Raw genomic sequence first — 13,207 nt, forward strand, 5'->3', positions numbered from 1 at the left:
AATATAATTTTCGTCGGCAGCGTCATTTTTTTAAAAGAGACCGGCGCGGCCCCCCCCCCACCTGCCACAGGCTTCGGCGCCGACGCCCGTCAGACGCCCGGACCCCTTCCAGACCTGCGACGGCTGCGAGCGCGCCTTCCGCTCACCGCACCCGGGCCGCTGCCGGGACTGCCCGCCGCGGCCCGCAGCGGCGGCTTAGCCGAGCTTGGTCGTGTAGTCGGAGTAGAAGGTCCTGCCCGAGGTGTGGTCGATGACCTTGGCCCGGCAGGTGCCGCGGGCGCCGACGGCGAAGACGTAGCTGCGGGTCTGGTTCGGGCTGATCCAGAACGCGCCCTGGTCGCCGTAGGTGTAGCCGTTCTGGCATTCGAGGTTGAAGTCGACGTAGTGGGCCTTGCCGTCGTCCCACGGCCGGATCCACTCGGCGTCGTAGCCGTTGTCCACGGTGCGGACGCAGGAGTTGCCCTCGTTCCAGAAGCGGCACTTCCACGAGCCCGCAGCCTCGGCCGAGGAGGCGAAGGCGACCGTGCCCGTGACGACGGTGAGGGCGGCGGCAGCCAGTGTGCCGATGCGCTTGGCGATGTTCATGTGATCCCCCTGGATGACATCTGATACGGCATGTCGAACGGACCGCGGGCAGCGCAGACCGGCCGCGGCGTGATTCCGACGTTGATTCGAACTTACCAACGAGCACTGACAGTTCAGGGAATCCGACACGCTTGCCGGGCAGGTGGAGCGCGACGGCCGCCGGCCGCAGGTGTGGCAGTCTGAACCGCATGGCTTCCGTACTGGTGATCGGGTACGACCCGCAGGCGATACCCGGTGTCGACGGGGTGGCGCTCCGCGCGGCCCTCGACGCCGAACTGGCCCGGTTCGGTGAGCACGGCATCGACGCGGCCATGGCGCTGGTCGTCTTCGACGGGTCGGCCGAGGCCGCGCTCGTCGCGACGCTGGCCGAACGGCCGTGGGACGTGGTGGTCGTCGGAGGCGGGATCCGCAAGGCGGAGCAACTGCTCCCCCTCTTCGAGCGGATCGTGAACCTGATCCGCACCCACGCCCCCCAGGCGGCCATCGCGTTCAACACCAACGGCGGAGACAGCGTCGAGGCGGCCCGCCGCTGGCTCTGATCCGGGCCGCGACCTGCGGTTTTCCCTGGACGGCCGAGGGGGGTCTGACGTAGCTTCCCCCTGCACCCCTTCTGCGGGGCGCTCTTCCGTTTCCGTGCCCGTGGGGGGTCCGTACCGTCATGTCCGCTTCCGGTGTTCTCCGTCCGCGCCCACCGCTCCCCGGCCGGACGGCCGGCCCGAGGGACGCCCTGCTCACGGGCGTGTGCGCCGCGCTGGCAGCGGTGGCCGCCGGTGACCTGTTCTCCCTGTACGTCGGGATCCGGACCCGTGCGGGAGTGGACGGCGGCGAGGGCTTCGCCTACGCCTCGCAGGAGCACCTGAACGAGACCGACCGGCTGTTCCAGGTGTCGGACCAGGTCCACGCGATCGCGCTGCTGGCCTGCGCGGCGCTCTTCATCACCTGGTTCCACCGGGCGCGCCGCACGGCCGGCGCGCAGGCACCCGGCCGCTTCGGCAAGGGGCCGGGCTGGGGCATCGGAGCCTGGTTCATCCCCTTCGCCTGCCTGTGGCTCCCGTACCGGATCGCCGTGGACATGTGGGCGGAGGGCCTGCGGCAGTCGCCCGCCGGTGCGCGCGGCAGCGGCTCCTTCTGGCCGGTCAACCTCTGGTGGGGCTCGTTCGTCGGTTCGACCCTGCTCCAGCAGTACGCCACGCTGAACTACCGCTCGGCGGCGGACCTCGACGCGCTCCTGGACGCGGTGACGCTGGGCATGACCGCCGACGCCCTGAACATCGCGGCGGCCGCCGCGGCAGCCCACTTCGCGATCCGCCTCACCCGCATGCAGGCAGGGCACGCCTAGGCGTCCGTCCGGGACCCGGTCAGATCGTGACCGGGCCGTTGGCGGTGGCGAACTCGACCGAGACCAGGCCCGGTTCCTCATCCTCGGCCCAGGTGACGTCGATCTGGTCGAGGGGGTGGTCGGCCGGTTCGCCGAGGAATTCGGCGATGGAGGCGGCGTCGCCGGCGATGGAGACCCCGTGGATGGTGGTGGAGGTGCGCGGGTCGGCGCTCGGGCGCTCCTCGAGGGGGACCAGCCACTGGAGGAAATACGGAAGTTGCGGGTCCTCCAGTAGTTCCAGCAGGCCGATCTGCTTCCACCTCAGGTCGAACCCGTCGGGGCGTACGCGGTGGCCCTCGGCCGAGGTGCGGCCGAGGCGGGCCTCGACCGGGGTGATGTCGTCGACGGAGACCACCCAGCCGAGCCAGCCTCCGCCCTCGGCGGCGCGGCGCGCGACCGCCTGACCGAAGGGTGCGCGGTCGGCGGCGGGGTGGTCGAGGGTGGTGACGACCTCGACGTAGGTGCCGCCGCTCAGCGGGAGAATGAAATTGCGGGTGCCGAATCGCGGGTGCACGCCCCCGTCGACGAACCCGGCGCCGAGGGCCGATCCGATCCACTGGACGGTCGAGACGAAGCTGTCGCGGGCCACCGCATAGGACACGTGATCAAGTCGCACTGCGTCATCATCACCCGACAACCCGCACAAATCCCTACGACGCGCCCGCCGCCCCGGCCGCGTCCGCCGATCGGGGCGGGGCGGGCTGAGTTCGCCGAGGCGCTTGCGACGCAGGGCGCGGACCTTGGCGACGCGTTTCGGGGCGCACCGGTCGCCGTCGCACTCCGGTCCGGTCCGGTGCGCACCGTCGCCGTCGGGGGTGGCGTCGGGAAGGCCGGGAGACGGGTGAAGGTGCCGGAGGCGGCGACGGGCTCGTGTGGCGCCTGGGGGGCGTGGTGCGCGGGGTGTGGAGGAGTCGGGTGGGTTCGGGTCGGGCCGGCCGAAGGGCTGGTCAGAGGGGTTCTCCGTCCGTAGATTACCGGCGGTAACTCCGAGTCGAGCCGAGCCGAGGAGAGCGCCGTGGATGGAGTGGGAGCCGAGCCCCGGCTGGTCCGCCCCGTGTTGACCGTCGTCGACGGGGTCGTACGGGAGGCGGAGGTACCCGCGCTGGCCGGGGTGCCGGCGAGCGGGTCGCTCGGGGACATCCCGTTCCAGAACGCCCGCGAGTACCCCCACGAGGTGGTCCTCGCCCGCAAGGAGCGGGACGGGAGCTGGCGGGACGTGACCGCCGCCGAGTTCGCCGCCGAGGTCATGGCCGTCGCCAAGGGCCTCATCGCCGAGGGCCTGCGCGAGGGCGACCGGCTGGCCATCATGGCCCGGACCACCTACGAGTGGACCCTGCTCGACTTCGCCGGATGGGCGGCCGGGCTGGTCACCGTACCCGTCTACCCGACGTCGTCCGCGCTCCAGGCCCGCTGGATCATCCACGACTCCGGCGCCGTGGCCTGCGCCGTCGAGGACACCGCGCAGGCCCGCCTCATCAGCGCCGAACGGGCCCACCTGCCCTGGCTGGCGCACCTGTGGGAGTTCGACACCGGCGCCGTGTCGCGGCTGGTCAAGGCCGGCGAAGGCCTGCCCGACGCCGTCGTCCACGCGCGCCGGTCCGTCCGTACGCCGGACTCCGTGGCCACCCTCATCTACACCTCCGGCACCACCGGACAGCCCAAGGGCTGCGTGATCACCCACGCCAACTTCTTCTCCGACGCCGACAACGCCGTCGAACTCCTCCACCCCGTCTTCAAATCGGTCAGCAAGGACCCGGCCTCCACCCTGCTCTTCCTGCCGCTCTCGCACGTCTTCGGGCGGATGGTGGCCGTCGGCTGCATGCGGGCCCGCGTGAAGCTCGGACACGCGCCGAGCATCCAGACCGAGGAACTGCTGGCCGACCTCGCCGGCTTCCGGCCGACGTTCCTGCTGGCCATCCCGTACGTCCTCGAGAAGGTCTACAACACCGCCCGCGCCACCGCCGAACGCATGGGCCGGGCCTCCTCCTTCGACCGGGCCGCGCGGATCGCGCAGCGGTTCGGGGAGACGGTCGAGGGCAAGACCCCCGGCATGGGCCTGCGGGCGGCGCGGGCCCTGTACGACCCGCTGGTCTACCGGCGGATCCGGGAGGCGCTGGGCGGGCGCGTGCGGTACGTCCTGAGCGGCGGCTCGCCGCTCGGCCGGCGCCTCGCCGCGTTCTACACCGGCGCCGGCATCGAGGTCTTCGAGGGGTACGGGCTCACCGAGACGACCGGGGCCAGCACCGTCACCCCGCCGCTGCGGCCGAGGCTCGGCACGGTGGGCTGGCCACTGCCGGGCACGGCGGTACGGCTCGCGGACGACGGAGAGGTGCTGCTGCGCGGGCGGCACGTGTTCGCGGGGTACTGGAACAGCGCCGCGCAGGAGGTGGTGGGCGGTGGGGGATGGCTCGCCACAGGCGACATCGGCGAGCTCGACGCGGACGGGTACCTGACGATCACGGGCCGGAAGAAGGACCTGATCATCACCTCCGGCGGCAAGAACGTGGCCCCGGCACCCCTGGAGGACTGGCTGCGGGCCCACCCGCTGGTCGGCCAGTGCATGGTGATCGGCGACAACCGGCCGTACGTGACGGCGCTGATCACCCTGGAGCCGGAAGGGCTGGCGCACTGGCGCCAGATGCGGAAGAAGACGGCGGTGCCGATGCGGGAGCTGGTGCAGGACGAGGAACTGCGGGCAGACCTCCAACGGGCGGTGGACGAGGCGAACCGACTGGTGTCACGGGCGGAGTCGATCCGCCGCTTCGCGGTGCTGCCGGGGGAGTTCACGGAGGCCAAGGGGCACCTGACGCCGTCCCTGAAACTGAAGCGGGGCGCGATAGCCCGCGACTACGAGGACGCCATCGAGTCCCTCTACGCCCCCCGCCCCACGGCCTAAGCCCCCGGCCCCGGCCTTGGCCCCGGCCTTGGCCCCGGCCTTGGCCCCGGCCCCGGCGCCGGGCGCCCGCCCCGGCCCGGCCCTGGCCCCGGCCCTCGCCCTGGCCCCGGCCCTCGCCCTGGCCCCGGCCCTCGCCCTGGCCCCGGCCCCGGCCTGAGCCCCCGGCCCTGGCGCCGGGTACCCGCCCCGGCCCTGGCCTTGGCCGTGGCCCCGGCCCCCGCGCCGGGTCACCCCCCCCGGGGGGTTCGCGGGCGGGGTGGGGGGGGGGGGCCCGTCGGTGAGAGCGGGGTGGTTCAGCCCTGCCAGCTGTGCGCGGTGCGGAAGCCGGGCGTGCGCTCCAGGCGGCGCCAGCGGGCCTGGGAGCCGATGCGGTGCACCGGGCGGCCCTCGGGGGTGGCCGCGGCGCGGGCCAGCAGGATCGCGGTGATCGCGGCCAGCTCCTCGGGGGCGGCGTTGCCCTTCTCGACGCGCAGCAGGGTGTCGGTGTTCGCCATGGGTGGCAGGTCTCCTTCGCTTCTTACTGCGGCGGGTTGCCGTGCTTGCGGGACGGCAGGTCGGCGTGCTTGCTGCGGAGCATCGCCAGGGCGCTGATCAGGGTGTCGCGGGTCTCGGCCGGGTCGATGACGTCGTCGACGAGGCCGCGTTCGGCCGCGTAGTACGGGTGCATCAGCTCGGCCTTGTACTCCTTGACCATGCGCGCGCGCATCGCCTCGGGGTCCTCGGCCTCGGCGATCTGCTTGCGGAAGATCACGTTGGCGGCGCCCTCGGCGCCCATGACCGCGATCTCGTTGGTGGGCCAGGCGTAGGTGATGTCGGCACCGATGGACTGCGAGTCCATGACGATGTACGCGCCGCCGTAGGCCTTGCGCAGGATCAGGCTGATCCGCGGGACCGTGGCGTTGCAGTACGCGTACAGCAGCTTCGCGCCGTGGCGGATGATGCCGCCGTGCTCCTGGTCGACGCCCGGGAGGAATCCGGGGACGTCCAGCAGCGTGATGATCGGGATGTTGAAGGCGTCGCACATCTGGACGAAGCGCGCGGCCTTCTCGGAGGCCTCGATGTCGAGGACGCCGGCGAGGTGGGCGGGCTGGTTGGCGACGATGCCGACGACCTGGCCGTCGAGCCGGGCCAGGGCGCAGATGATGTTGCGGGCCCAGCGCTCGTGGATCTCCAGGACGTCGCCTTCGTCGACGAGCTCCTCGATCACCTTGTGCATGTCGTACGGACGGTTGCCGTCCGCCGGGACCAGGTCCAGCAGGACGTCCGAGCGCCGGTCGGCGGGGTCGGAGGTCTCGTGGACCGGGGGGTTCTCCCGGTTGTTGGAGGGGAGCATCGAGATGAGGTAGCGCACCTCGGAGATGCAGGTCTCCTCGTCGTCGTACGCGAAGTGCGCGACGCCGGAGGTCTCGGCGTGCACGTCGGCGCCGCCGAGGCCGTTCTGGGAGATCTCCTCGCCGGTGACGGCGCGGACGACGTCGGGACCGGTGATGAACATCTGCGAGGTCTCGCGGACCATGAACACGAAGTCCGTCAGGGCCGGCGAGTACGCGGCGCCGCCGGCGCACGGGCCCAGCATCACCGAGATCTGCGGGATGACGCCCGAGGCCCTGGTGTTGCGCTGGAAGATGCCGCCGTACCCGGCGAGCGCGGAGACGCCCTCCTGGATGCGGGCGCCGGCGCCGTCGTTGAGGGAGACCAGCGGGGCACCGGCCGCGATGGCCATGTCCATGATCTTGTGGATCTTCGTGGCGTGGGCCTCTCCCAGCGCCCCGCCGAAGATCCGGAAGTCGTGCGCGTAGACGAAGACCGTGCGGCCCTCGACCGTGCCCCAGCCGGTGATGACACCGTCGGTGTAGGGCTTCTTGCTCTCCAGGCCGAAGCCGCTCGCCCGGTGGCGGCGCAGCTGTTCGACCTCCTTGAAGGAACCCTCGTCGAGCAGCAGCGCGATGCGCTCGCGCGCGGTCAGCTTGCCCTTGGCGTGCTGCGCCTCGGTCGCCCGGTCACTGGGTCCACGCCGCGCCTGCTCACGCAGGGAGTGCAGCTCGGCCACGCGCCCGCGGGCGTCCGTCGGCTCGCTCGGAGTCTGGTCCACAACGGTCATGTATCGACCTTACGAAGCGGTCGATGAAAAACCTCCGTTGATTCCACACAGTCTCGGGTGTGTTCCGCTGTCCGGCCCGGACAGAACCGCCACGTGATGCACGGACACCACCAGGCGGGGCCGCCCTCCTTTGTGGAGTGTCCACAAAACTGCCCGACACCCCGCCGAGATGTTGAAATTTGAACGGAATGGGTCTAGCGTCTTTCTCGTTGAACGTTAAACCAACCGCCGAGCAGGACCCTCCCAAGGAGCAGATCATGGGCATCTTCAGCCGCCGCAACCAGGACAGCACCGCCACCACCGTCGCCACCCTCGACGTCGACCCGGCCCTGGCCGCCCTCACCGGCGACTACGTCATCGACGCCTCCCACAGCAGCATCGGCTTCACCGTCCGCCACGCCATGGTGACCAACGTCCGCGGCAGCTTCACCGACTACACGGGCAGCCTGCAGCTGGACGGCGGCGACCCGTCCCGTTCCGCCGCCACCATCGAGGTGAAGGTGGGCTCCGTGGACACCGGCATCGCCGACCGCGACGGCCACCTGCGCAGCGGCGACTTCTTCGACACCGAGACCTTCCCGCTGATGACCTTCCGCTCCACCGAGGCGGCCCAGCTCGGCGGCGACAAGTACCGCATCACCGGCGAGCTGACGATCAAGGACGTCACCCGCCCGCTCTCCATCGACCTGGAGTTCAACGGCTCGGCCACCGACGTCTACGGCAACGAGCGCGTCGGCTTCGAGGGCTCCGCCGAGATCCTGCGCTCCGACTGGGGCCTGACCTGGAACGCCGCGCTGGAGGCCGGCGGCGTCATGGTCAGCGACAAGGTGAAGCTGACCTTCGACATCTCTGCCATCAAGCAGGCCTGACCCGCCCGACGCCGCCGGGTCCCGGGGGCGGCCGCTAGAAGCCGCCCCCGCCGTCGAACCCTCCGCCGCCGTCGAAGCCACCGCCGCCGCCGAAGTCCCCTCCCCCGAAGTCGGAGGAGTCGAAGTCGGCGCCGGAGTAGTCCCCTCCGTCATATCCGCCCAGGTCGGAGGCATAGGCGGGACCGGACATCATCGAACCGAGCATCGTGCCCACCAGCAGACCGGGCAGGATGCCGCCGCCGAAGTACCCGCCCGCCCAGGGGCCGTACGCCGGGCCCGCGTCGTAGTACGGACGCGGGCCGTAGTCGGTGTCGACCGTACGGACCATCGGGTCCTTGCCGTCCCGCAGCCGGACCGCGTCCGCCGCGCACACGGGGACGGTACGCAGCGCCCCGCCGGCCGGCGCCCAGTCGCGGTCCTCGGTGCTCGGCCCGTGCCGCGGGTCGAAGAAACAGGGTGCCCGGCGCTCCGGCAGCGGCCTGCCCTGACGGCGGGCGTCGAGGGCGGCCAGCGCGAAGCGGCCGTCCTCCAGGGCCCGGGTGACTCCCCTGACCTCCTCGGGGTGCCGCACCGAGGCCATGATCTCCTTGGCCTTCTCGTACGAGTCGAGGGCCTGTGCGTAGTCCGTGCGCATGGCGTCGTCCGCACCAGGCTCCCCCGGGTGGAAGTCCAGCCGGTCGAGTTCCTCGCCGAAGGCGGTGATGTCCTCGTCGACGACCACGCGCAGCTTCTCGACGGCCTCGCGCTCCGCCTCTTCCTTCTTCTTGCGGTTGCGGCGCACCAGCGCGTACGCACCGCCGCCGCCGATCACGGCCACCGCGCCGAGCGCGACCAGTCCGCCGACCGGGGCCCCGCCGGAGCCGCCGGTGTCACCCCAGGAGGCCGGGGCCTTGCCCTTGACCTGTGTCAGGGCCTGGCCGACGAAGTTGTCGAGTTCGGTGGCCGCGTCCACGGGCCCGCCGGCCTTGACGGCGTCGGTCAGGTTGCGGACGGCGTTGACGGGCATGACCGCCCGGTCGGCGCCCGCGTTGAAACCGTCGCCGAGCCGGATCGCGTAGAGCCCGGTGATGCCGGTCTCGGCCCGGACCGTGCGCAGCACGCTCTCCGCGGGGAACTCGGACGTGGCGGGCAGCACGGCGACGAACACCGGCTTCCCGGCGTCCTTGATCTTCTTCGCGAGCGCGTCCGCCTGCGCCTTGGGCAGCTGCGCCGCGGCGCGCGGATCGACGTAGACCGGGCCCTCTTTCAGGGCCTCCGCCACGGCGGCGGGCCCGGTGGCCGCGGCCGCCTGCGGGGCGGCCACCAGGGCGGTCGCGGACAGGCCCAGCAGCAGGGCGGCCAGCAGCCGACCGGGACGTACGGATATCAGCCTGGTCCTCATGCCCCCGACGCTACCGGAACCGCCACTTTCCCGTGTGAGCTGGACATAAGCCCCGCGGCTGCGGCGGACCGGGCTACTCGGCGGGTTCGACGCCCGCGTGCAGGAGTCCGTACGTGAAGGCGTCCTCCAGGGCCTGCCAGGACGCGGCGATCACGTTCGGGGCGACGCCGACGGTGGACCACTCGCGGGTGCCGTCCGTCGTCGCGATCAGGACGCGGGTCGTGGACTCCGTGCCGTGCTTGCCCTCCAGGATGCGGACCTTGTAGTCGATCAGCTCGAACTTCGCCAGCTGGGGGTAGAAACGCTCCAGGGCCACCCGCAGCGCGCGGTCCAGGGCGTTGACCGGGCCGTTGCCCTCCGCCGTGGCGACGATCCGCTCGCCCTTGGCCCACAGTTTGACCGTGGCCTCGTTGGCGTGGGTGCCGTCCGGGCGGTCCTCGACGATGGCCCGCCAGGACTCGGTGCGGAAGTACTTGCGGGCGCGGCCCTCGACCTCGGCGCGCAGCAGCAGTTCGAAGGAGGCGTCGGCGGCCTCGTACGTGTAGCCCGAGAGCTCCCGCTCCTTGACGCGCTCCACGACCCGGGAGACGAGTGCGCGGTCCCCGCCGAGGTCGACGCCGAGCTCCTTGCCCTTGAGCTCGATGGAGGCGCGGCCGGCCATGTCGGAGACCAGCATCCGCATGGTGTTGCCGACCCGCTCGGGGTCGATGTGCTGGTACAGGTCCGGGTCGACCTTGATCGCCGAGGCGTGCAGGCCGGCCTTGTGCGCGAACGCGGAGACGCCGACGTACGGCTGGTGCGTGGACGGCGTCAGGTTGACGACCTCGGCGATCGCGTGCGAGATGCGGGTCATCTCGGCGAGCGCGCCGACGGGCAGCACCTGGCGTCCGTACTTGATCTCCAGTGCGGCGACGACCGGGAAGAGGTTGGCGTTGCCCACGCGCTCGCCGTAGCCGTTCGCGGTGCACTGCACGTGCGTGGCGCCCGCGTCGACGGCGGCGAGGGTGTTGGCGACGGCGCAGCCGGTGTCGTCCTGGGCGTGGATGCCCAGGCGTGCGCCGGTGTCGGCGAGCACGGTCGCGACGACCGCGGTCACCTGGGCCGGCAGCATGCCGCCGTTGGTGTCGCAGAGGATGACGACGTCGGCGCCGGCTTCGTGGGCGGTGCGCACGACGGACTTCGCGTACTCGGGATTGGCGCGGTAGCCGTCGAAGAAGTGCTCGCAGTCGACGAAGACGCGGCGGCCCTGGGCGACCAGGTGGGAGACCGTGTCGCGGACCATCTCCAGGTTCTCGTCGAGCGTGGTGCGCAGGGCGAGCTCGACGTGCCGGTCGTGGGACTTGGCGACCAGGGTGATCACCGGCGCGCCCGACTCCAGCAGGGCCCGCACCTGCGGGTCCTCGGCGGCCGAGCCGCCCGCGCGCCGGGTCGCGCCGAAGGCGACCAGCTTCGCGTGCTTGAAGTCGATCTCGGCGCGGGCGCGGGCGAAGAACTCGGTGTCGCGGGGGTTGGCACCGGGCCAGCCGCCCTCGATGAAACCCACTCCGAAGTCGTCCAGGTGCCGGGCGATCGTCAGCTTGTCGGCGACGGTGAGGTTGATGCCCTCCCGCTGGGCGCCGTCGCGCAGGGTGGTGTCGAAGACGTGGAAGCTGTCGTCGGGGCCCTGAGCGGCCGCTGTCGCCTCTGTCGTCGTCATGCTGATCTGACTCCTGTCGGATGAGTGGTTCCGGATGCCCGCCCTGAGGCAGGCCGCCGCCACTGCCCCCATCATCGCGCGCGGTCCGTCCCCGGCAGGAATGGAGCCGGGAAACGAAAAGACCCCTCGCGGGTGCGAGAGGTCTGCGCGCGGGTCTGGGGCACGATGGCCGCTGCCGCGAAGTTCTTCCACGGTTCAGCGGTCACTGCGGACCGGCGCGCTGCTGTCCATAATCACGAGCTGAGCAAGCACGCTCGCAGTGTGCCACACCGCTCGCGGCCCGTGGACGCCGATCTCAGCATGCGGTCAGCCCGGCCCGCGGACACCCCAGGACGCCCCTACGGGGTCAGGGCGTCGGCGAGGAACTCGCGGACGTGGTCCAGGATGCCCTCCCGGGAGAGGCCCGGCAGGCCGACGGCGACCTGGATGCTGAACCCGTCGAGCAGCGCCCGCAGCCGGGCGCCGAAGCGGTCCGGGTCCACGGGCCGGAACTCCCCGCGCGAGACGCCTTCGGCGAGCAGGGCCACCAGGTCGCGGTGCCAGGCGCCCTCGATGGCGGCCTGGCGCTCGCGCTCCTGCGGGCCGGCGTTCTGCGAGCGGTTCCAGACCTCCAGCCACAGGGTCCAGTGCGGATCCCGGGCCTCCTCGGGCACGTACAGGTCGACGTAGGCCCGCAGCCGCTCGCCGGCCGGGCCGCGGCGGGACAGCAGGGCCCGCCGCTTCGCGCCGAGGGCCGCCTCGCTCCACTCCAGGGTCTGCAGCAGGAGCTCGTCCTTGCTGCCGAAGTAGTAGAGGAGGTGGCCGCTGCTCATGCCGACCTGGCGGCCCAGGCCGGCCATGGTCAGGCCTTCCAGGCCGCGCTCGGCGATCGTGGCCATGGCGGCGACGAGTACGTCCTCGCGCGGCGGCGCGTTCTTCCGCACCGCGCGCACTCCACCCGCCGCCATGGGCCACTCCTTCGTCGATCCGCCTCGGGTCAGACCTTCGGCTGCTGCTGGGTGATGCAGTGGATACCGCCACCCCCGGCGAAAATCGTACGTGCGTCAACGAGGGTCACGGTCCGCTCGGGGAACAGGCCGCGGAAGATCTCGGCGGCCTCCTCGTCGCGCGGGTCGTCGAAGGAGCACAGCACCACGCCGCCGTTGCACAGGTAGTGGTTGATGTAGGAGTAGTCCACCCACTCCCCGTCCTCCTCCAGCACGGTCGGCGCCGGGATCTCCACGACCTCCAGCTGCCGGCCCCGCGCGTCGGTGGACGCGCGCAGGATGGCGGCGATGGTCTTGCAGCGCTCGTGGTCCGGGTGGGCCGGGTCGGGCTGGGTGTGCACCATCACCACGCCGGGGCGGGCGAAGGCGGCGACGATGTCCACGTGGCCCTGCGTGCCGTAGGTGCCGTAGTCGCCGGCCAGGCCGTAGGGCAGCCAGATCGCCTTGGTGGTGCCGAGGTGGGCGTGGATCTCCTCCTCGACCTGCTGGCGGGTCCAGTCGGGGTTGCGCCCGGCGCCCAGCTGCACGGTGTCGGTGAGGAGCACGGTGCCCTCGCCGTCGACGTGGATGGCGCCGCCCTCGTTGACCAGCGGGGTGCTGTACGTACGGGTGCCGGCGAGGTCCGAGACGTGCCGGGCGACCTTGGAGTCGTGCTCCCAGCGGGCCCACTCCTGGGCGCCCCAGCCGTTGAAGGTCCAGTCCACGGCGGCCAGCTCGCCGGCCCCGTCGGTGACGAAGGTCGGGCCGATGTCGCGCATCCAGGCGTCGTCGAGCTCCCGCTCCACCAGCTGTACGTCGTCCCCGACGATCGCGCGGGCGCTCTCGGCGTCACCGGGCGAGACGACGAGGGTCACCGGCTCGTACGCGCGCACCGCGCGGGCGACGGCGCCCCAGGCCGCGCGGGCCTCGGCGAGCTCCCGCTCGTCGGTGAAGGTCGGGTTGGGGCTGGGCCAGGCCATCCAGGTGCGCTCGTGGGGCGTCCACTCGGCGGGCATCCGGAATCCGTCGGCGGCGGGCTTGTTCGTCATGGCGGGGTCCTTACAGGAAGTACAGGCGGTTGAGGGAGACCGAGTCGGCCGCTTCGGAGCGCAGCGGGTCCCCGTCGAGGGTGACGAGGCCGCTGCGCGCGTCCACATCGACCGCGCCCACCCGGGAGTTGAGCAGGAGGTCGCCCGGGCCGATGCCGCGGGTGCCGCGGACGGCGACCCGGCGGCGCCGGGTGGGCATCCCGTCGCCGCCGAGGGCCGCCGCGGCGGCCGAGACGAAGGCGACGGAGATGTCGGCGGCGGTGGCCCCGTACGAGCCGAACTGCGGT

Annotated in this window: 13 protein-coding genes and 1 pseudogene; 5 read left to right on the forward strand and 9 right to left on the reverse strand. The window is 72.0% G+C overall.

What is annotated here, in order from left to right; genetic code table 11:
- Window positions 1-195: 195 nt before the first annotated feature.
- Window positions 196-585: a hypothetical protein gene (locus tag ACFXA3_RS17635; RefSeq protein WP_385187711.1), complete on the reverse strand. Its 390-nt coding sequence runs from the start codon at window positions 583-585 to the stop codon at window positions 196-198.
- Between the two features lie 188 nt (window positions 586-773).
- Between ACFXA3_RS17635 and ACFXA3_RS17640 the strand changes: the two genes are divergently transcribed.
- Window positions 774-1,124 carry a hypothetical protein gene (locus ACFXA3_RS17640; RefSeq protein WP_385187713.1) on the forward strand — a complete coding sequence of 117 codons (351 nt, stop codon included), beginning with the start codon at window positions 774-776 and terminating at the stop codon, window positions 1,122-1,124.
- A gap of 119 nt (window positions 1,125-1,243) precedes the next feature.
- A complete protein-coding gene (locus tag ACFXA3_RS17645; protein WP_385187715.1) occupies window positions 1,244-1,924 on the forward strand; it encodes a DUF4328 domain-containing protein in 681 nt (226 codons plus the stop codon).
- Window positions 1,925-1,943: 19 nt separating this feature from the next.
- Here ACFXA3_RS17645 and ACFXA3_RS17650 read toward each other — a convergent pair whose 3' ends face one another.
- The gene (locus ACFXA3_RS17650) at window positions 1,944-2,579 is read right to left on the reverse strand and encodes a VOC family protein (RefSeq protein WP_385187717.1); all 636 of its coding nucleotides are present in this window, start codon (window positions 2,577-2,579) and stop codon (window positions 1,944-1,946) included.
- A gap of 399 nt (window positions 2,580-2,978) precedes the next feature.
- On the opposite strand from ACFXA3_RS17650, the gene ACFXA3_RS17655 reads away from it, so the two are divergent.
- A complete protein-coding gene (locus tag ACFXA3_RS17655; protein WP_385187719.1) occupies window positions 2,979-4,859 on the forward strand; it encodes an AMP-dependent synthetase/ligase in 1,881 nt (626 codons plus the stop codon).
- Window positions 4,860-4,887: 28 nt separating this feature from the next.
- Window positions 4,888-5,016: a hypothetical protein gene (locus tag ACFXA3_RS17660; RefSeq protein ID WP_385187721.1), complete on the forward strand. Its 129-nt coding sequence runs from the start codon at window positions 4,888-4,890 to the stop codon at window positions 5,014-5,016.
- A gap of 136 nt (window positions 5,017-5,152) precedes the next feature.
- Here ACFXA3_RS17660 and ACFXA3_RS17665 read toward each other — a convergent pair whose 3' ends face one another.
- Window positions 5,153-5,353: an acyl-CoA carboxylase subunit epsilon gene (locus tag ACFXA3_RS17665; protein ID WP_054223563.1), complete on the reverse strand. Its 201-nt coding sequence runs from the start codon at window positions 5,351-5,353 to the stop codon at window positions 5,153-5,155.
- A gap of 23 nt (window positions 5,354-5,376) precedes the next feature.
- Entirely contained in the window at window positions 5,377-6,960 is a 1,584-nt protein-coding gene (locus ACFXA3_RS17670) for an acyl-CoA carboxylase subunit beta (RefSeq protein ID WP_385187723.1), read from the reverse strand.
- Window positions 6,961-7,217: 257 nt separating this feature from the next.
- Here ACFXA3_RS17670 and ACFXA3_RS17675 point away from each other — a divergent pair, with 257 nt between their 5' ends.
- The gene (locus ACFXA3_RS17675; RefSeq protein ID WP_054223565.1) at window positions 7,218-7,829 is read left to right on the forward strand and encodes a YceI family protein; all 612 of its coding nucleotides are present in this window, start codon (window positions 7,218-7,220) and stop codon (window positions 7,827-7,829) included.
- Window positions 7,830-7,863: 34 nt separating this feature from the next.
- On the opposite strand, the gene ACFXA3_RS17680 is transcribed toward ACFXA3_RS17675, so the two are convergent.
- From ACFXA3_RS17680 to ACFXA3_RS17700, 5 genes and pseudogenes are all read right to left on the reverse strand, one after another.
- Window positions 7,864-9,210 (reverse strand): hypothetical protein, encoded by a 1,347-nt coding sequence (locus ACFXA3_RS17680; RefSeq protein ID WP_385187725.1) that lies wholly within the window; start codon window positions 9,208-9,210, stop codon window positions 7,864-7,866.
- A gap of 73 nt (window positions 9,211-9,283) precedes the next feature.
- Window positions 9,284-10,906 carry a citramalate synthase gene (gene cimA / locus ACFXA3_RS17685; RefSeq protein ID WP_385187727.1) on the reverse strand — a complete coding sequence of 541 codons (1,623 nt, stop codon included), beginning with the start codon at window positions 10,904-10,906 and terminating at the stop codon, window positions 9,284-9,286.
- A 338-nt stretch (window positions 10,907-11,244) separates the two neighbouring features.
- Complete coding sequence (locus ACFXA3_RS17690; RefSeq protein ID WP_385187729.1) at window positions 11,245-11,853, reverse strand: TetR/AcrR family transcriptional regulator; 609 nt, start codon at window positions 11,851-11,853, stop codon at window positions 11,245-11,247.
- Window positions 11,854-11,882: 29 nt separating this feature from the next.
- Window positions 11,883-12,920: an agmatine/peptidylarginine deiminase gene (locus ACFXA3_RS17695; RefSeq protein ID WP_385187731.1), complete on the reverse strand. Its 1,038-nt coding sequence runs from the start codon at window positions 12,918-12,920 to the stop codon at window positions 11,883-11,885.
- A 10-nt stretch (window positions 12,921-12,930) separates the two neighbouring features.
- A pseudogene (locus ACFXA3_RS17700) lies at window positions 12,931-13,207 on the reverse strand (urease subunit alpha); the annotation flags it as partial.

The organism is Streptomyces sp. NPDC059456, assembly GCF_042750055.1.
GTDB lineage: Bacteria > Actinomycetota > Actinomycetes > Streptomycetales > Streptomycetaceae > Streptomyces.

Excerpts from the sequence above, each read along its gene's own strand:
- ACFXA3_RS17635 (WP_385187711.1), bottom strand. The coding sequence starts at position 585 with ATGAACATCGCCAAGCGCATCGGCACACTGGCTGCCGCCGCCCTCACC.
- ACFXA3_RS17640 (WP_385187713.1), top strand. The coding sequence starts at position 774 with ATGGCTTCCGTACTGGTGATCGGGTACGACCCGCAGGCGATACCCGGT.
- ACFXA3_RS17645 (WP_385187715.1), top strand. The coding sequence starts at position 1,244 with ATGTCCGCTTCCGGTGTTCTCCGTCCGCGCCCACCGCTCCCCGGCCGG.
- ACFXA3_RS17665 (WP_054223563.1), bottom strand. The coding sequence starts at position 5,353 with ATGGCGAACACCGACACCCTGCTGCGCGTCGAGAAGGGCAACGCCGCC.
- ACFXA3_RS17670 (WP_385187723.1), bottom strand. The coding sequence starts at position 6,960 with ATGACCGTTGTGGACCAGACTCCGAGCGAGCCGACGGACGCCCGCGGG.
- ACFXA3_RS17675 (WP_054223565.1), top strand. The coding sequence starts at position 7,218 with ATGGGCATCTTCAGCCGCCGCAACCAGGACAGCACCGCCACCACCGTC.
- ACFXA3_RS17680 (WP_385187725.1), bottom strand. The coding sequence starts at position 9,210 with ATGAGGACCAGGCTGATATCCGTACGTCCCGGTCGGCTGCTGGCCGCC.
- cimA (WP_385187727.1), bottom strand. The coding sequence starts at position 10,906 with ATGACGACGACAGAGGCGACAGCGGCCGCTCAGGGCCCCGACGACAGC.
- ACFXA3_RS17690 (WP_385187729.1), bottom strand. The coding sequence starts at position 11,853 with ATGGCGGCGGGTGGAGTGCGCGCGGTGCGGAAGAACGCGCCGCCGCGC.
- ACFXA3_RS17695 (WP_385187731.1), bottom strand. The coding sequence starts at position 12,920 with ATGACGAACAAGCCCGCCGCCGACGGATTCCGGATGCCCGCCGAGTGG.